Raw genomic sequence first — 16237 nt, forward strand, 5'->3', positions numbered from 1 at the left:
ATATCATGACCCGCGGTAGCGGGGGCAGTACGCGGCGACGCTCGCGCCGATGAAGAAGCCGGCGCGGTAGCCGTCCAGGTTGCTGTTCGTCATCACCTCGGAGGCGATGTCGGACTTCTGCTTACCGAGATCGAGCTCGTCACAGACCTCGTGCCCGGCGACGATCGCGGCCTGTGGGGTGGCGAACTCGATGCCCTTGTTCTTCACCGCCGTGACGAACAGGTTGTCGACCGCGTCGGCGCGCGCGGCCGGCGAGACCGCCACCGCGAGGCTGAGCATGGCCAGGGCGAGGCCGACCGATAGGCGCGTTCGGGTGGTCGTCATCGCTGGGACCTCCCGCCCGGTAGTGATGGGGCCCGTCCGGCCCGCGGTGCACAGAGATCATTGCATGCCGACCTGGCAGGAGGGGCACCAATACCTGACCCGATCGCCGCCGTCGTCGTAGCGGATGCGGGTGCCGCAGCGACGGCAGGGTTGCCCGGCGCGCCCGTAGACCCACAGCTGCCGGCCCGGCCGGGTGTCGCCGGTGGTGCAGCGGTTCCAGCGGAAGCGGTTGGCCCACAGCATGTCTCGAGCGCGGGAGACGAGCCGGCGCGGGTCGGCGACGGCGGCGACCGGCGCGGTGGGCACCTGCCCGCTGACGAAACACAGTTCGTTGCAATAGACATTGCCGATGCCGGCCAGCACCCGCTGGTCCAGCAGCGCCTCGGCGATCGGCCGGTCCGGCTGCGCCGCCAGGTTGGCGGCGGCGCGGTCGGCGTCCCAGTCCTGGCCCAGCAGGTCGGGTCCCAGGTGCGCGACCGCGTCCTGGTCGGCGTCCCGATCCAGGATCTCCAGCACGCCCAGGTCCACGCCGACCGCGCGAATGTCATTGGCTTCCAAGATGATCCGGGCGCGGTGATCCACCCGCACCGGGCGGCCGCCGACCCGCCAACTGCCGTCCATCTTCAGGTGCGAGTGAATGCTGGCCCGCCCCACCCGGATGAACAGGTGCTTGCCGCGGCTGAGCACCTCGTCGACCGCCTCCCCGGTCAGGTCGACGGTGGCGAACCGCGGCACCCGCACGTCGCAGCGCGTCAGCGTGCGCCCGGCCAGGTGCTCACGCAGCACGGCCGCGGTGTGCCAGACGGTGTCGCCCTCGGGCATGGGTTATCGCAGCCGCATGCCGCGTGGGGTGCGGGCGAACCCGGCCTCGGCCAGCGCCTCGGCGGCCGGGTTCGGTCCCCCGGCGTGGGGTTGCAGCGCCGGCGTGCCGTCGATGCGTTCGACCAGGATCGACACGACCCGCCGGGCGGCGACCAGGTCGGCCAGCGCGACCGCCGCCGCATGGTCGGCCGCGGGGTCGTCGGTGAACGTCAGCAGCGATCGGCCGCCGCGCTCTAAGAACCAGGCCAGCTTGCCGTCGACCAGCACGACGAGGGCACCGGCCTTGCGGCCGGGGCGCGCGCCCTCGGCGCTCGAGGCGGGCCAGGGCAGGGCGGCGCCGTAGGGGTTGGCGGGATCGGCGGCGGCCAGCGCGACCGCCCGGTACTCCGGGCGCTCCTGATCGACGTCGTCGGTGTAGCTGCGCAGCCGGTCGACGGTGGACGCGACGGCGAACTGGGCGCCGCCCAGCGACTCGACGAAGTAGCCGCGCTGGCACCTGCCGGCCTCCTCGAACGTGCTCAGCACCTTGTAGAGGGTCGCGAACCCGCCCGGCACGCCCTCGGCCGCCACCGCGCCCCGGGTCAGCACGCCGTGGCGGCCCAGCAGCAGCTCGGCCTGGTAGTGGGCCCGCAGCGTGGAATCCGGCTCGGGCGCCGGCAGGGCCGACCATCTCCCGGCCACCGCCGGGTCGGTGCTGCGGTGCTGGGCGTGCGCGACGCTGTAGCGGCTCAGCCGCGGCGGGCGGCGGGTGCGGTGCGCGGGGACGGATCGCTTGCGGGCCCCGGCGCCGGTCAGCAGGGCGCGCACCGGGGCGAACGTGTCGCCGGTGACCCAGCCGGCCCAGATCAGCTCCCACAGCGCGGTTTTCAGCTCCGGCTCGGGGATCGGGTCCTGGGCCAGCTGGCGGAAGAAGTAGGCGCCGCCCCCGGCCAGCGTGTCCAGGATCGCCCGATGCGCGTCGGTGAAGTCGAGCTCGGCGGGGCCGGCCAGCGTCAGCGGAGCGGAATCGCTGGCGTGCAGCGCGATCCAGCCGTCGCCCGCCGAGATCGACCCGGCGCCCGACCAGGTCACCTCGCCGGCGGCGAGCAGTTCGTCGAGCATCGCGGGGGAGTAGTCGCGCACCCGCGGGGCCAGTACGAGCGGTTCGATTGCCGAGGCCGGCATCCGCACGCCGGCCAGCTGATCGATCACGGCGACCAGGCCGTCGAGACCCGACTGCGGCGACGACACGTGGTGCCAGGCCGGCAGGAACCGCCCGTACGCGGCGGTGCTCACCGGCTCCACCTGCGCGCGCAGCGCCGCCAGCGAACGCCGCCGCAGGATGCGCAACACGTCGGCATCGCACCACTGCTCGCCGCCGGCGCCCCCGGGCGGTTCGGTGGCGACGAACTCGCCGCGCACCAGCCGGCCGTCGGCCGCCAGCCGGCCCAGCACGTCGGCCGTGACGCGCAGTCCGAGGCCGAACCTGCCGGCGGCCTCGGCCGTGGTGAACGGGGTGTGCGTGCGCGCGTAGCGGCCCAGCAGCTCGCCCAGCGGGTCGGCCACCGCCTCGGTGAACGCTGCCGGGACGCCCAGCGGGACCGCCGCCCCTACCCCGTCGCGCAGCCGCCCGATGTCCTCGACGGCCACCCACCAGCTGCGGCCGGCGAACGGCACGGTCAGCGCGCGCCTGGCGGCCCGCAGGCCCTCCAGCCACCCCCCGACGTCGGCGCCGCCCGCCCGGGCGGAGACCTCGTCCTCGGCCAGCGGGCCCAGCAGCCGCAACAGGTCCGCGACCCCCTCGGCGTCGCGGGCGGCCCGGTCGGCCGACAGGTGCTGCAGCTGCCGGCCCGTCGCGGCGATGACGTCCGGGTCGAGCAGCTCGCGTAGTTCCACGCGGCCCAGCAGCTCGGCCAGCAGCGTGCTGTCCAGGGACAGCGCGGCGGCCCGGCGCTCGGCGAGCGGGGTGTCGCCCTCGTACATGAAGGCGCCGACGTAGCCGAACAACAGGGAGGCCGCGAACGGGGACGGTCGCGCGGTTTCCGTCTCGAGCACCCGCACCTTGCGCTGGGCGATGTTGGCCATCAGCGCGGTCAGCGCCGGGACGTCGTAGACGTCCTGCAGGCATTCGCGGATGGCCTCGAGCACCACCGGGAAGTCGGGGTACTTGCGCGCCACGTCCAGCAGCTGGGCCGCGCGCTGGCGCTGGTGCCACAGCGGCGAGCGGCGGCCGGGGTGGCGGCGGGGCAGCAGCAGCGCGCGCGCCGCGCACTCCCGGAACCGCGACGCGAACAGCGCCGAGCCGCCCACCTCGGCGGTGACGACGGGATCGATCTCGTCGGCGTCGAAGACGAAAAGTTCTGCGCCGGGAGGGGTTTCGTCCAAAGTATCGGGCAGGCGCACCACGATGCCGTCGTCGGAGGCGGTCGGCTTCTCGTCGAGGCCGTAGCGCTCGCGCAGTCGCCGGCCCACCGCCAGCGCGAGCGGCCCGTGCACCCGCAGGCCGTACGGCGAGTGCAGGATCACCCGCCAATCGCCGAGCTCGTCGCGGAACCGCTCGACCAGAAGGGTGGTGTCGGTGGGGACCACCCCGGCCGCGGTCCGCTGCTCGTCCAGCAGCCCCCACAGGTTGTCGGTCGCGTATGCGTCGAAACCCAAAGCGGCGCAACGCTTGTCGAAGGCTTCGCGGTCGAGGCCGGCCAGCTCCCCGGTGAACGCGCCGAGCGCGGCCCCCAGCTCGGCCGGGCGGCCCACGTCGTCGCCGCGCCAGAACGGCAGCCGGGCCGGCTGTCCCGGCGCGGGGATCACCAGCACCCGGTCGTGGGTGATCTCGGTGATCCGCCAGCTGGTGGCGCCCAGCGAGATCACGTCGCCCGGTCGGGACTCGTACACCATCTCCTCGTCGAGTTCGCCGACCCGCGAAGGCTTTTCGGCCTCGGAAGCCAGGTACACGGTGAACAGCCCGCGGTCCGGGATGGCGCCCCCGGACGTGACGGCCAGCCGCTGCGCACCGGGCCGCGCGGTCAGCGTGCCGGTGTCGCGGTCGTAGACCAGGCGCGGGCGCAGCTCGGCGAACTCGGTGGACGGGTACTTGCCGGCCAGCAGGTCCAGGGTGGCCTCGAACACGCTGCGGGGCAGCGTCGCGAAGGGGGCGGCCCGCCGCACGGTGTCGAACCACCGGTCGGCGTCCAGCGGCTCCAGCGCGGCGGCCGCGACGGTCTGCTGCGCCAGGATGTCCAGCGGGTTGGCGGGTACCCGCATCGTCTCGATCTGCCCGTCGAGCATGCGCTGCACGGTCACCGCGCACCCGATCAGGTCGGTGCGGTGCTTGGGGAACAGCACGCCGCGCGAGACCTCGCCGACCTGGTGGCCCGCCCGCCCGATCCGCTGCAGCCCGCTGGCCACCGACGGCGGCGCCTCCACCTGGATCACCAGGTCGACGGCGCCCATGTCGATGCCCAGCTCCAGGCTCGAGGTCGCCACCACCGCCTTGAGCAGCCCGCGCTTGAGGTCCTCCTCGACCAGGGCGCGCTGCTCCTTGCTGACCGAGCCGTGGTGGGCGCGCGCCAGCAGCGGCGGCGCGCCGAAGCTCTGGCCGCTGCCCATCAGGTGTGCCGGGGCGCCGCCGGCGACTTTCGGGTTGGGGTCGGTGTCCAGCGAGATCCCGGCGCGTTCGGCGTGGATCTCGTTGAGCCGGGAGGTGAGCCGCTCGGCCAGCCGTCGCGAGTTCGCGAACACGATGGTCGAGCCGTGCGATTCGATCAGGTCCACGAGCCGGGCCTCGACGTCGGGCCAGATGGAATTGTTCGCGAGGTTGGCCATGTCGGGCACCGGGACCTGCACGGTGAGCTCGATGGTCTTGGCCGACGGCGGCGCGACCACGCGTGTCCGGGTCGCGGGGCTGCCGCCCGACAGGAAGCGCGCCAGCTCCTCGGGCGGGCGCACGGTGGCCGACAGCCCGATGCGCTGCGCGGGCGGCGCTTGCGACGAGGCGAAGCGCAGGTCGTCGAGGCGTTCCAGGGACAGGGCCAGGTGGGCGCCGCGCTTGCCGCCGGCGATGGCGTGGATCTCGTCGACGATCACCGTCTGAACGCCGGCAAGCGTTTCCCGGGCCGCCGACGTCAGCATCAGGAACAGCGATTCCGGGGTGGTGATCAGGACGTCGGGCGGGTGCGCGATGAGCTGCCGGCGGGCCGCGGGCGGGGTATCGCCGGAGCGGACCCCGACGCTGATGTCCGGCGGGGGCAGGCCGTGCCGCTCGGCGATGCGGGTGAGCCCGGCCAGCGGGGTGCGCAGGTTGCGTTCGACGTCGACCGCCAGCGCCTTGAGTGGCGACACGTAGAGCACGCGGGTGCCGGATGGCCGCCCGGCCGCCCCGGCGGGGGAGGCGAGGTTAGCCAAGGAGTCCAGGGCCCACAGGAACGCCGCGAGGGTCTTGCCGGATCCGGTCGGCGCGATCACCAGGGTGTTGTCGCCGTCGGCGATGGCCTCCCAGGCGTGCGCCTGCGCGGTGGTCGGGGCGGCGAACGTGCCGGTGAACCATTCGCGGGTGGCCGCGCTGAACCGGCCCAACGGATCGGGCGACCGGGGGTCGGTGCGAGTGCTCACCCAACCATGGTGCCAACGGGCACCGACAAATTGGTCGGCGAGCGCCTTCTCACAGCCTCGCTGTCGCCATCGCGTGCGCCAGCTCCGACGGGATCTCCGGCACCCGGGCGATGGAGTCGAGCAGCGTGTGCGCGCAGGCGTCGGCGAGCCGGTCGGCGTCGGTGGTGGGGTCCATGATCCGCTGCCGGCAGATCTCGAAGGTGAACGCGAGCCAGCCCTGGATGATCACCCGCAGGTCCCGCTCGACGTTCGGTTCAAGCGCGCTGGTGTCCGGCATCCCGCTCACGACCTCGCCGATGCGCGACATGATGTGTTCCATCTGGCGGTTCTTGGCCTCGTCGTCGATGCCGAGCAGGACCGGGTCCGACCGGCCCAGCCCGACGTACGCCGCCCAGGCGGCCTCCGGGTTCGACTGGTGATAGGCCATGTAGGCCAGCACGCCGGTCCGGATCTCCTCGAACATCGTCATGCCGGGCTCGGGCGGGTTGTTGGTGGCGTCGTACAGCCGATCCGCCTCGTCCTTGACCACCGCGGCGAAGAACGCCCGCTTGTCCGGGAAGTAGTGATACATCAGCGCGCGGGACACGCCCGCTCGTTCGGCTATCTCGTCGATGCGGACCTCGTCATAGGGTCGCTTCCCAAAGACTTCTGCCCCCAAAGCGAGCAGCTCTGCGCGGCGATCCTCGGGGGATAACCGCCTTCTGGCTGTCGGCATGTGTCAGATAGTACTCACTCGGTATGAGACGCCCGCCACATTGGCTCAACCAAAGGTCACGCCCTGGGCCAGCGGTAACGCGTCGGAATAATTGACGGTATTGGTACTTCGGCGCATGTAGCCCTTCCACGCGTCCGAGCCGGACTCCCGCCCGCCGCCGGTTTGCTTCTCGCCGCCGAACGCGCCGCCGATCTCGGCGCCGGACGTGCCGATGTTGACATTGGCGATGCCGCAATCGGATTCGTCCAGGAAGCGCTCGGCCTCGCGCAGGTCGGTGGTGAAGATCGCCGACGAAAGTCCTTGCGGCACGGCGTTGTTGAGCGCGATCGCCTCGCCCAGGTCGTCATAGGTCAGCACGTAGAGGATCGGCGCGAACGTCTCGGTGGCCACGATGTCGGTCTGTGCCGGCATGCGGACGACGGCCGGCGCGACGTAGTAGGCGCTCGGGTGGGCCTCTTGCCCGTCAGGGCTGGCGAGATGGAAGCGCTCGCCGCCGAAGACCTCGCCGCCGTCGGCGCGCGCCTGCTCGACGGCCCCGACCATGTCGCGGTAGGCGGTCTCGTGGATGAGCGGGCCGACGAGCGTGCCCGGCGCCGACGGGTCGCCGATCGCCAGCCGCCCGCACGCGTCCACGACCCGGGCGACCACCTCGTCGGCCACGCTGCGGTGCACGATCAGCCGGCGCAGGCTGGTGCAGCGCTGCCCGGCGGTGCCGGCGGCGGCGAACACGATGGCCCGCACGGCCAGGTCCAGGTCGGCCGACGGCGTCACGACGGCCGCGTTGTTGCCGCCCAGCTCGAGCAGGGCCCGCCCGAAGCGCGCGGCGACCCGGGGGCCGACGGCTTGGCCCATGCGCACCGAACCGGTGGCGGACACCAACGCGATCCGCTCGTCGTCCACCAGCAGCTCGCCGAGGTCGCGCTCGCCCAGGACCAGGCCGCTGACCGCCGCGGGGGCGCCGACGTCCGCGGCCGCGCGGCCGATCAGCGCCTGGCAGGCCAGCGCCGTCAGCGGCGTCAGCTCCGACGGCTTCCAAACGACGGTGTCGCCGCACACCAGGGCCACGGCGGCGTTCCACGCCCACACGGCGACCGGGAAGTTGAACGCGGTGATCACCCCGACCACGCCGAGCGGGTGCCAGGTCTCCAGCAGGCGGTGCCCGGGGCGCTCGGAGGCGATGGTGCGGCCGTACAGTTGGCGCGACAGGCCCACCGCGAACTGGCAGACGTCGATCATCTCCTGCACCTCGCCGAGCGCCTCGGAGCCGATCTTGCCCACCTCGATGGTCACCAACGTCGCCAGGTCGTCCTTGTGGCGGGTGAGCAACTCGCCGAGGCGGGCCACCAGCGCGCCGCGCACCGGGGCCGGCGTGGCGCGCCACGCCGAGAACGCGTCGGCGGCGTCGGCGATGATCGCCCGAGCCTGCTCGGGCGTGGTGTGGCCGACGGTGAACAGCACCTCGCCGGTGATGGGCGTGCTGGCCGGCAGCCCGTGCCCCGCCGGGTCGCCGAGCGTGACGCCGACGCCCATCGCTTGATAGGCCGCGCGCACCCGCGACCGCAACTCCTCGGTACGCTCGGTCTTCATCGGGCTGCCTCCTCGTAAAGTGCGTACGGGTCGCGGATCTCGCGGCCGATGGCCCCGGCCAGCCACTGCGCGTCATAGCCCGAGTCGTCGGCCGCCGCCCGCGCCCGGGTTTCGCGGTCCAGGTTGGAGCGGAAGATGCCCGCCGCCGACGCCGGCAGGAAGTCTTCGTAGACGACCGGCGCCGACGGGTCGCCGCCGCGATAGTAGGCCAGCCCCTCGGCGGCCATGTCCGCGTCGGTCGGCGGGAAGTGCCGGCGCCACACCGACGCGGGGTCGGGCGCGCCCATCGCGGCGTCGTAGCGTTCCCGGCCCTTGCGCGTCAGCGCGACACCGCGAGCCTCGACCTCGCCGAAGCGCACCCGCAGGCTGCCCGCGGTGACGCGGCCGTCCCGGCCGCGAAACAGGCAGGGCTCGGCGAGCGCGCGAAAAGAGGTCTGGCGCAACAGGACCGCGGGGCCGTCGGTGCGGGGCGGCCCCTGGATGGCGTCGATCATGGTGATGCCGCGCGCGGTCATCCGCCGATACAGCTCGTCGATGTCGAGCACCCGCGGCGTCAGGTGGTTGATGTGGGTGGAGCCCACCCCGGCGATGTCGGCGGCCACCGCCGACACCCGCGACAACTCGTCGTACCAGGCCTTGTCGATCGGCTCGCGTGACAGCGCGAACGCCGCCACCGCCGCCGAGACGAACGCGCCCGCCTCGTCGGCGGCGCAGCCGCCATCGGCCGCAATCGTTCGCGCCCGCTCGACCAATGCGGGGTCGAACAGCCGCCGTCGCGCGACGAACGTCTCCACCCGGGCCCGCAGCTCGGGGGAAAAGTAACGCGCGTCCCGCGTGGCGAGCATCGAGGTGAACACCCGAAACGGGTTGCGCGCCAACTCATTCGCGTCGAGGGGACGAAAGGCCGTGGACACCACCGGAATCGGCGAGGCGGCGCGGCGCAGGTCGTAGTAGCCCACCGGGTGCATGCCGAAGGCGGCGAACAGGTCGGCGACGGCGGCCAGTTCGGCCGGGCTGCCGACCCGGATCGCGCCGTGCCGCTCCGCGGTGACCCGCTCCAGCGACCCAAGCCGTTCGGCATCGGGATGTCGCCCCACGTGGTCGGCGTTGACCTGGCCGCTCACCTCGAACAGCGTGCGGTAGGCGGGAACCTCCCCGGCGTACATGGCGGACAGCCCGGCCGCGAACCGAGCGCGCAGCTGCCACGCCGCCAGCGCGCCCTGCCGGGGGCTCATGGCGCGCCGCCGATTTCGGCTTTGCTGCGATAATCTCCGCCCATGGGTGACGCGCTCGACGAGATTGACCGGACCCTGGTGCGCGAGCTGGTCGCCAACGGTCGCGCGACCCTGGCGGAGCTGGCCGCGAAGGCGGGCCTGTCGGTCTCAGCGGTGCAGTCCCGGGTGCGCCGGCTGGAGTCGCGCGGCGTGGTGTCGGGGTATTCCGCGCGGATCAACCCGGAGGCGGTCGGGCACCTGCTCTCGGCGTTCGTGGCCATCACTCCCTTGGATCCCTCTCAACCCGATGATGCGCCCGCCCGCCTGGAACACATCGCGGAGATCGAGTCGTGTCACTCGGTGGCCGGCGAGGAGAGCTATGTCCTGCTGGTCCGCGTCGAGTCCGCCCGGGCGCTCGAGGACCTGCTGCAGCGGATCCGCACGGCGGCCGACGTCCAGACGCGAAGCACCATCATCCTCAATACTTTTTACAGTGATCGGCAATACATACCATAATATTTCCTGTAAATATGCCATAACACCGTAAGAACCACGCTAGGATGGGCGGCATGACCGCCGCCGTTACCGACCGGGCCCCCGAAACTTTGTCGCGCAGCATGCTGGTCGACGGTTTCGACCTGGTGCTTGATCTGACACGGTCGGCCGGCTCCTACCTGGTCGACGCCCGGGACGGCCGCCGCTACCTCGACATGTTCACGTTCGTCGCGTCGTCGGCGCTGGGCATGAACCACCCGGCGCTGGCCGAGGACGAGGAGTTCCGCGCCGAGCTCGTGGCGGCCGCGCTGAACAAGCCGAGCAACCCCGACGTGGCCACGGCGGCGATGGCCGGCTTCGTCGAGACCTTCGTCCGGGTGCTGGGCGACCCCGCGCTGCCGCACCTGTTCTTCATCGAGGGCGGCGCGCTGGCGGTGGAGAACGCGCTCAAGGTCGCGTTCGACTGGAAGAGCCGCCACAACGAGGCGCGCGGGATCGACCCGGAGCTGGGCACGCGGGTCCTGCATTTGCGCGGCGCGTTCCACGGTCGCAGCGGCTACACGATGTCGCTGACCAACACCAAGCCGGTCACCGTGGCCCGCTTCCCGAAGTTCGACTGGCCGCGCATCGACGCGCCCTATATCCGGCCGGCGACCGACATGGACGCCCTCGAGGCCGAGTCGCTGCGGCAGGCCCGGGCGGCGTTCGACGCGCACCCGCACGACGTCGCGTGCTTCGTGGCCGAGCCCATCCAGGGGGAGGGCGGCGACCGCCACTTCCGTCCCGCCTTCTTCGCCGCGATGCGCCGGCTGTGCGACGAACACGACGCCCTGTTGATCTTCGACGAGGTCCAGACCGGCTGCGGGCTGACCGGGACCCCGTGGGCGTATCAGCAACTGGGCGTGCAACCCGATGTGGTGGCGTTCGGAAAGAAGACGCAGGTGTGTGGGGTGATGGCCGGCCGCCGGGTCGACGAGGTTCCCGACAACGTGTTCGCGGTCGCCTCCCGGCTCAGCTCGACCTGGGGCGGCAGCCTGGCCGACATGGTGCGGGCCCGCCGCATCCTGGAGGTGATCGAGGCCGACGGGTTGTTCGACCGCGCCGCCGACCTGGGGCGCTACCTGCTGGGCCGGCTGGTCGAGCTGGCCCACGACTTCCCGGCCCTGGTTTTCGACCCCCGCGGCCGCGGCCTGATGTGCGCGTTCAGCCTGCCGAGCACCGGCGCCCGTGAGGCGGTGATCGGCGAGCTGTGGCAACGCCGCGTGATCGCGCTGCGCTGCGGGGAGGACGGCGTCCGGTTCCGGCCCGCGCTGACGGTCACCCGGGGGGAGATCGATGCGCTGGTTTGCGCCCTGAGCGGCGCTTTGACGGCCGTGACGTGGGGCTGAGCGCGGTTTACCGTGGTAGGTCGCAGGGTATCCGGATCTGCATCATCGTGGCGCGTAACTAATGCGGCGCAGCGAACGATTAACCAAGAAATCAGGACCGGCACACGGGGGACGACTATGCAAACGGCGGATCAGCGGTCGCCGGGTGACCGCTTGGGGCAGGAGGACCGCGAGGTGCACGCGGCCATCCGGTTTGCCGCCCTGGCCGCGGTCGCGGGCATGGGCTTCTTGGTTCTTGCCGCGTTGTGGGTCAGCACCTGCCCCGGAACGGGCGTCGACACGGCGGCGTGTGGCACGCCCCAGCGCACGATGCTGGCGCTGGGCGGTCCGCTGATTCTGCTGGCCGGGGCGCTCTGGGCGTTCCTGCGCACCTACCGGGTATGGAAGGCCCACGGCACCTGGTGGGGATGGCACGGCGCGGGCTGGTTCCTGCTGACGCTGATGGTGGTGGCCCTCGGCCTGGGCGTATCCCCGATCGCCGGGCCGGTGCTGGCCCTATGATCCGCGCCGACTAGACGCGCGAGTCCCTGGCGCCCTCCGTCCGGGGGACGAAGTGCCATTGCTCGTCGATGCGGCCCACGCGGCGATGCTCCACGACGAACCACAACGCGCCGGCGATCGTCCCGAGCACGGCCACCAGGCTGGTGGTGGCGACCCATTCGTAGTGGCCGTAGGCGGCCGCGGCCGTCGTGCTGATCATCCCGCCCACCGCGACGAGGAACAGGATGAACCCGGGCCAGTACAGGTTGTCCTTCATCGAGAAACCGGCGTGCGGTTGCGTCGTCCGGAAGTGGTCCGTCGGATCGCGATGCCTGTCGCTCATCCACCCCTCCTTCGGTCGTTTCAGGTCGTCGAGTCGGCCGTGTCGCGAACCGGCACCTCGGGCAGCGAAATCGCCCCGATCGTGGTCACCAGCCACACGATGATCGTCGCGGCGAGCCAGGAGGCGGCGCCGCGGATGGACAGGCCGTGGGTGAACGCCGCGGCCAAGCTCAACGCGACCAGGGTCAGCACCAGCCCGGCGCCACCGAGCAGTAGCGACGCGTAGGCCCGCGGCAACTTCACGATCAGCAGCGACAGGCTTGCCTGCGCCACCGAGAACACCAGGACGGCGACGATAAACCCCGACGCCGACACCGAAACGCCGGGCACGACCCAGGCCGCCGCCAGCAGGCCGACGGCCCACGACGCGAGAAGCACAACCGCACGAAGCAGAGCCTGCTTCATGCCAATAAGTGTAGGTCGCGGGGTAGACGGTGTTAAGGGTCCGCTTGACGGGGTTATTCGCCGCCGCAATTGGGTATCAGCTGTACACCATGATGAGTGCCGGAAGGGTTGCGTCAGCGACACCGACATCGATGCCCACTGCCATAGACATGACCAGCGGCGGCGATTGTGACTAATCGGTTGGAACCCACGGTCGACGGCGGGCTGCGCGGCAATAGTAATGTCAAGCAGACACCGCCGGGAGACCATATGACCGATCCGGGAGTTCGCGCGAACACGCGTCAACGCGGCCACCGCGCCGTCGAGCTGCACGTTGCTGCACGCCTCGAGAACCTGGCGATGCTGCGTACTCTGGTCGGTGCTATCGGCACCTTTGAGGACCTGGATTTCGACGCGGTCGCCGACCTGCGGCTCGCGGTGGACGAGGTGTGCACCCGCCTGATTCGGTCGGCCACGCCGGGCGCGACGCTAGTTGTCGTCGTCGACCCGCACGACGACGAGTTGGTGGTCGAGGCCTCCGCGGCGTGCGACACCCACGACGTTGTGGCGCCCGGCAGCTTCAGCTGGCACGTCCTGACCTCCCTGGCCGACGAAGTCCAGACCTTCCACGACGGTCGCGAACCCGACGAGACCGGCAGTGTCTTCGGCATTACGCTGACCGCGCGACGGGCGGCCTCTAGCAGGTGACAGCGCGAGCTGCCGGCGGTTCGGTTTCGCGGCCGAACGAGTATGCGGACGTCCCGGACATGTTCCGCGAGTTGGCCGGCGTCGCCCCCGACTCGATGGAATTCCAGCGCCAGCGGGACAAGATCGTGGAGCGGTGCCTGCCGCTGGCCGACCACATCGCCCGCCGGTTCGAGGGCCGCGGCGAACCGCGCGACGACCTGGTCCAGGTGGCGCGGGTCGGCCTGGTCAACGCCGTCGTCCGCTTCGACGTCGAGACCGGGTCGGACTTCGTCTCGTTCGCGGTGCCCACGATCATGGGCGAGGTCCGCCGCCACTTCCGCGACAACAGCTGGTCGGTCAAGGTCCCGCGGCGCCTGAAGGAATTGCACCTGCGGCTGGGCACCGCCACCGCCGATCTGTCCCAGCGGCTCGGCCGGGCGCCGACGGCGTCCGAACTCGCCGTAGAACTCGGCATGGAGCGCGACGAGGTGGTCGAGGGCCTGGTGGCGGGCAGCTCCTACAACACGCTGTCCATCGACACCGGTGGCGGCAGCGACGACGACGACGCCCGCGCCATCGCCGACACGTTGGGCGACGTGGACGCCGGCCTCGACCGCATCGAGGATCGCGAGGCGTTGCGCCCGCTGCTCGAGGCGCTGCCCGAGCGGGAACGAATGGTGCTGGTGCTCAGGTTTTTCGAGTCGATGACGCAGACGCAGATCGCCGAGCGGGTCGGCATCTCACAGATGCACGTGTCACGCCTGCTGGCCAAGTCGCTAACGCGGCTGCGGGACCAACTGAAGTAGCGGCCGCGACTCGTCGCGCCCCCTCTTGGTGGGTCGCAGCAGCGGCTCGGCTTGCGGCGTCGTCACCGGCAGGGTGCCGTCGGGGTCGCAGATCCTCAATAACCGCGCTACGGCCGGGCTCGGCACCATGGCCCAGTGCAACTGGGCGGCCGAGCACGCGACGTTGATCCGGTGCAGCGCCGAAAAGCCAGCGGTACCAATGAATTCCAGGCCGCGCAGGTCGACGACGATCCGGCGGGCGCGCCTGACGCTGCGTTGCGCGTAGATGGAGAGCTGATCGGCGTTGGCGGCGTCGAGCTCACCGTCGACGGTGATCACCGCCCCCAGCGCGCTCCAGCGGGAGGTGAATTGGGCGGTTCGGCTTTGTTGCCAAGATTGGGCCACAGACATGCGTGTCTCCGTCATTTTGGAGGGTGTTGCTGCGGACGACGCCAGGTGGCCGTGAAGCTCGAGATCGGGGAGTTAGCCTTCCCGCTTTCCTGACGTGATCCGGGCGGCTGTGAACTCAACCTGGATCCGACCCTACCCGCGCCGGGGCGGGTCGGACAACGCTATCGACGTTTCTTCTGAGTTTCTTCGTGTTATTTGATCTCGGCGAGGACCGTGCCCTGGGTGATGGCCGCGCCGGCCTCGACGGCGAGCCCGGTGATGGTGCCGTCCTTGTGCGCGGTGACCGGGTTTTCCATCTTCATCGCCTCGAGGACTACGACCAGGTCGCCGGCGGCGACCTCCTGACCCTCCTCGACCGCGACCTTGACCACGGTGCCCTGCATGGGCGCCGTCACCGCGTCGCCGGAGGCGGCCACCCCCGCGTGCGATCCGCGCTTGCGCGGCTTGGGCTTCTTGCGGATCACCCCGGCCGGGTCGGCCGAACCGTTGGCCAGGGCCAGGTCGCCTGGGAGCGAGACTTCGAGCCGGCGCCCGCCGACCTCGACGACCACCGTCTGCCGGGGCCGGGCGTCCTCTTCGTCGATCGGCTCGCCGCCGGTGAACGGCTCGATGGTGTTGTTCCACTCGGTCTCGATCCAGCGGGTGTGCACCGAGAAGCCGTTCTCGTCGCCGATGAACGCCGGGTCTCTCACCACGGCGCGGTGGAACGGGATAACGGTCGCCAAGCCTTCGACGTGGAACTCGTCGAGGGCCCGGCGGGAGCGGGCCAGGGCCTCCTCGCGGGTGGCGCCGTAGACGATCAGCTTGGCCAGCATCGAGTCGAACTGGCCGCCGATCACCGATCCCGCCTCGACGCCGGAGTCCAGCCGGACGCCCGGCCCGCTGGGCGTCTCGTACTTGGTGACGGGCCCCGGGGCGGGCAGGAAGCCACGCCCGGCGTCCTCGCCGTTGATCCGGAACTCGATGGCGTGCCCGCGCGGGGTGGGGTCCTCGGTGATGTCGAGCTTCTCGCCGTTGGCGATCTTGAACTGCTGCAACACCAGGTCGATGCCCGCGGTCTCCTCGGTGACGGGGTGCTCGACCTGCAGGCGGGTGTTCACCTCCAGGAAGGAGATCAGGCCGTCCTGGCCGACCAGGTACTCGACGGTGCCGGCGCCGTAGTAGTGCGCCTCCTTGCAGATCCGCTTGGCCGACTCGTGGATCTCCTTGCGCTGCGCGTCGGTCAAGAACGGCGCCGGCGCCTCCTCGACCAGCTTCTGGAAGCGGCGCTGCAGCGAGCAGTCGCGGGTGCCGGCGACGACCACGTTGCCGTGCTGGTCGGCGATCACCTGCGCCTCGACGTGGCGGGGCTTGTCCAGGTAGCGCTCGACGAAGCATTCGCCGCGGCCGAACGCCGCGACGGCCTCGCGCACCGCCGACTCGTACAGGTGCGGGATCTCCTCGAGGGTGCGGGCGACCTTCATGCCGCGGCCGCCGCCGCCGAAGGCGGCCTTGATGGCGATCGGCACGCCGTACTCCTTGGCGAAGGCCACCACCTCGTCGGCGTCCTTGACCGGGTCCGGGGTGCCGGGCACCAGCGGGGCCTGGGCGCGGGCGGCGATGTGGCGGGCGGTGACCTTGTCGCCGAGGTCGCGGATGGACTGGGGGCTGGGGCCGATCCAGATCAGCCCGGCGTCGATGACCGCCTGCGCGAAGTCGGCGTTCTCGGAGAGGAAGCCGTAGCCGGGGTGGACGGCGTTGGCGCCGGACTTCTCCGCCGCGTCGAGGAGCTTGCCGAAGTCCAGGTAGGACTCCGCGGACGTCTGGCCCCCCAGGGCGAACGCCTCGTCGGCCAGCCGCACGTGCGGCGCGTCGGCGTCGGGCTCGGCATACACCGCCACGCTGGGCAGGCCCGCGTCGCGGGCCGCGCGGATCACCCGGACGGCGATCTCACCGCGATTGGCGACGAGCACCTTGGAGATCCTCGAGCTGGCGTGACTAGCCACTTCGCCTCCTGTTCGGCTGGACGTCATATGC

At 71.4% G+C, this 16237-nt stretch carries 15 protein-coding genes; 5 read left to right on the forward strand and 10 right to left on the reverse strand.

The features are described 5' to 3' along the window. Nucleotides 1–3: 3 nt before the first annotated feature. Genes AC5Y4S_RS01905 through hglS form a run of 6 tightly spaced genes read right to left on the reverse strand, consistent with a single transcriptional unit; the run spans nt 4 to nt 9270 of the window. Nucleotides 4–324, reverse strand: coding sequence for a DUF732 domain-containing protein (locus tag AC5Y4S_RS01905; protein WP_085188130.1), 321 nt, complete (start codon nt 322–324; stop codon nt 4–6). 57 nt (nt 325–381) lie between these two features. Next, complete coding sequence (nei2, locus tag AC5Y4S_RS01910) at nt 382–1146, reverse strand: endonuclease VIII Nei2 (RefSeq protein ID WP_500029389.1); 765 nt, start codon at nt 1144–1146, stop codon at nt 382–384. Nucleotides 1147–1149: 3 nt separating this feature from the next. Next, a complete protein-coding gene (locus AC5Y4S_RS01915) occupies nt 1150–5733 on the reverse strand; it encodes an ATP-dependent helicase (protein ID WP_500029390.1) in 4584 nt (1527 codons plus the stop codon). A 49-nt stretch (nt 5734–5782) separates the two neighbouring features. Next, nucleotides 5783–6448, reverse strand: coding sequence for a TetR/AcrR family transcriptional regulator (locus tag AC5Y4S_RS01920; RefSeq protein ID WP_500029391.1), 666 nt, complete (start codon nt 6446–6448; stop codon nt 5783–5785). Between the two features lie 45 nt (nt 6449–6493). After that, the gene (amaB, locus tag AC5Y4S_RS01925; protein WP_500029392.1) at nt 6494–8035 is read right to left on the reverse strand and encodes an L-piperidine-6-carboxylate dehydrogenase; all 1542 of its coding nucleotides are present in this window, start codon (nt 8033–8035) and stop codon (nt 6494–6496) included. Beyond that, nucleotides 8032–9270 (reverse strand): 2-oxoadipate dioxygenase/decarboxylase, encoded by a 1239-nt coding sequence (gene hglS / locus AC5Y4S_RS01930; protein WP_500029393.1) that lies wholly within the window; start codon nt 9268–9270, stop codon nt 8032–8034. Before hglS ends, amaB begins: the two co-directional genes overlap by 4 nt. 42 nt (nt 9271–9312) lie before the next feature. Here hglS and AC5Y4S_RS01935 point away from each other — a divergent pair, with 42 nt between their 5' ends. The 3 genes from AC5Y4S_RS01935 to AC5Y4S_RS01945 all read left to right on the forward strand — a co-directional run bounded on the left by AC5Y4S_RS01935 (nt 9313) and on the right by AC5Y4S_RS01945 (nt 11633). Beyond that, nucleotides 9313–9765 carry an Lrp/AsnC family transcriptional regulator gene (locus AC5Y4S_RS01935; RefSeq protein ID WP_068136400.1) on the forward strand — a complete coding sequence of 151 codons (453 nt, stop codon included), beginning with the start codon at nt 9313–9315 and terminating at the stop codon, nt 9763–9765. A 44-nt stretch (nt 9766–9809) separates the two neighbouring features. Beyond that, a complete protein-coding gene (gene lat, locus AC5Y4S_RS01940; protein ID WP_500029394.1) occupies nt 9810–11132 on the forward strand; it encodes an L-lysine 6-transaminase in 1323 nt (440 codons plus the stop codon). A 117-nt stretch (nt 11133–11249) separates the two neighbouring features. After that, on the forward strand, nt 11250–11633 hold the full coding sequence (locus AC5Y4S_RS01945) for a hypothetical protein (protein ID WP_068136407.1): 384 nt from the start codon (nt 11250–11252) through the stop codon (nt 11631–11633). A 10-nt stretch (nt 11634–11643) separates the two neighbouring features. Here AC5Y4S_RS01945 and usfY read toward each other — a convergent pair whose 3' ends face one another. Together usfY and AC5Y4S_RS01955 are read right to left on the reverse strand one after the other, a co-directional pair. Beyond that, nucleotides 11644–11955 (reverse strand): protein UsfY, encoded by a 312-nt coding sequence (usfY, locus tag AC5Y4S_RS01950; RefSeq protein WP_500029395.1) that lies wholly within the window; start codon nt 11953–11955, stop codon nt 11644–11646. A 20-nt stretch (nt 11956–11975) separates the two neighbouring features. Further along, the gene (locus AC5Y4S_RS01955; protein WP_500029396.1) at nt 11976–12359 is read right to left on the reverse strand and encodes a hypothetical protein; all 384 of its coding nucleotides are present in this window, start codon (nt 12357–12359) and stop codon (nt 11976–11978) included. Nucleotides 12360–12608: 249 nt separating this feature from the next. Between AC5Y4S_RS01955 and AC5Y4S_RS01960 the strand changes: the two genes are divergently transcribed. Both AC5Y4S_RS01960 and AC5Y4S_RS01965 read left to right on the forward strand, forming a co-directional pair. Continuing rightward, entirely contained in the window at nt 12609–13046 is a 438-nt protein-coding gene (locus AC5Y4S_RS01960; protein ID WP_068186899.1) for an ATP-binding protein, read from the forward strand. Next, nucleotides 13043–13831 (forward strand): RNA polymerase sigma factor SigF, encoded by a 789-nt coding sequence (locus tag AC5Y4S_RS01965; protein WP_500029397.1) that lies wholly within the window; start codon nt 13043–13045, stop codon nt 13829–13831. Before AC5Y4S_RS01960 ends, AC5Y4S_RS01965 begins: the two co-directional genes overlap by 4 nt. Here AC5Y4S_RS01965 and AC5Y4S_RS01970 read toward each other — a convergent pair. Next, nucleotides 13802–14221 (reverse strand): STAS domain-containing protein, encoded by a 420-nt coding sequence (locus AC5Y4S_RS01970; RefSeq protein WP_500029398.1) that lies wholly within the window; start codon nt 14219–14221, stop codon nt 13802–13804. The genes AC5Y4S_RS01965 and AC5Y4S_RS01970 overlap by 30 nt on opposite strands. A 191-nt stretch (nt 14222–14412) precedes the next feature. Further along, nucleotides 14413–16206 (reverse strand): acetyl/propionyl/methylcrotonyl-CoA carboxylase subunit alpha, encoded by a 1794-nt coding sequence (locus AC5Y4S_RS01975; RefSeq protein ID WP_068186895.1) that lies wholly within the window; start codon nt 16204–16206, stop codon nt 14413–14415. Between the last annotated feature and the right edge of the window lie 31 nt (nt 16207–16237).

This window comes from Mycobacterium sp. NGS64, from assembly GCF_059812245.1.

Coding starts and splice junctions, on each gene's coding strand:
- nei2 (WP_500029389.1), bottom strand. CDS start 1,146: ATGCCCGAGGGCGACACCGTCTGGCACACCGCGGCCGTGCTGCGTGAG.
- AC5Y4S_RS01955 (WP_500029396.1), bottom strand. CDS start 12,359: ATGAAGCAGGCTCTGCTTCGTGCGGTTGTGCTTCTCGCGTCGTGGGCC.
- AC5Y4S_RS01920 (WP_500029391.1), bottom strand. CDS start 6,448: ATGCCGACAGCCAGAAGGCGGTTATCCCCCGAGGATCGCCGCGCAGAG.
- amaB (WP_500029392.1), bottom strand. CDS start 8,035: ATGAAGACCGAGCGTACCGAGGAGTTGCGGTCGCGGGTGCGCGCGGCC.
- AC5Y4S_RS01905 (WP_085188130.1), bottom strand. CDS start 324: ATGACGACCACCCGAACGCGCCTATCGGTCGGCCTCGCCCTGGCCATG.
- AC5Y4S_RS01970 (WP_500029398.1), bottom strand. CDS start 14,221: ATGTCTGTGGCCCAATCTTGGCAACAAAGCCGAACCGCCCAATTCACC.
- AC5Y4S_RS01960 (WP_068186899.1), top strand. CDS start 12,609: ATGACCGATCCGGGAGTTCGCGCGAACACGCGTCAACGCGGCCACCGC.
- lat (WP_500029394.1), top strand. CDS start 9,810: ATGGGCGGCATGACCGCCGCCGTTACCGACCGGGCCCCCGAAACTTTG.
- usfY (WP_500029395.1), bottom strand. CDS start 11,955: ATGAGCGACAGGCATCGCGATCCGACGGACCACTTCCGGACGACGCAA.
- AC5Y4S_RS01935 (WP_068136400.1), top strand. CDS start 9,313: ATGGGTGACGCGCTCGACGAGATTGACCGGACCCTGGTGCGCGAGCTG.
- hglS (WP_500029393.1), bottom strand. CDS start 9,270: ATGAGCCCCCGGCAGGGCGCGCTGGCGGCGTGGCAGCTGCGCGCTCGG.
- AC5Y4S_RS01945 (WP_068136407.1), top strand. CDS start 11,250: ATGCAAACGGCGGATCAGCGGTCGCCGGGTGACCGCTTGGGGCAGGAG.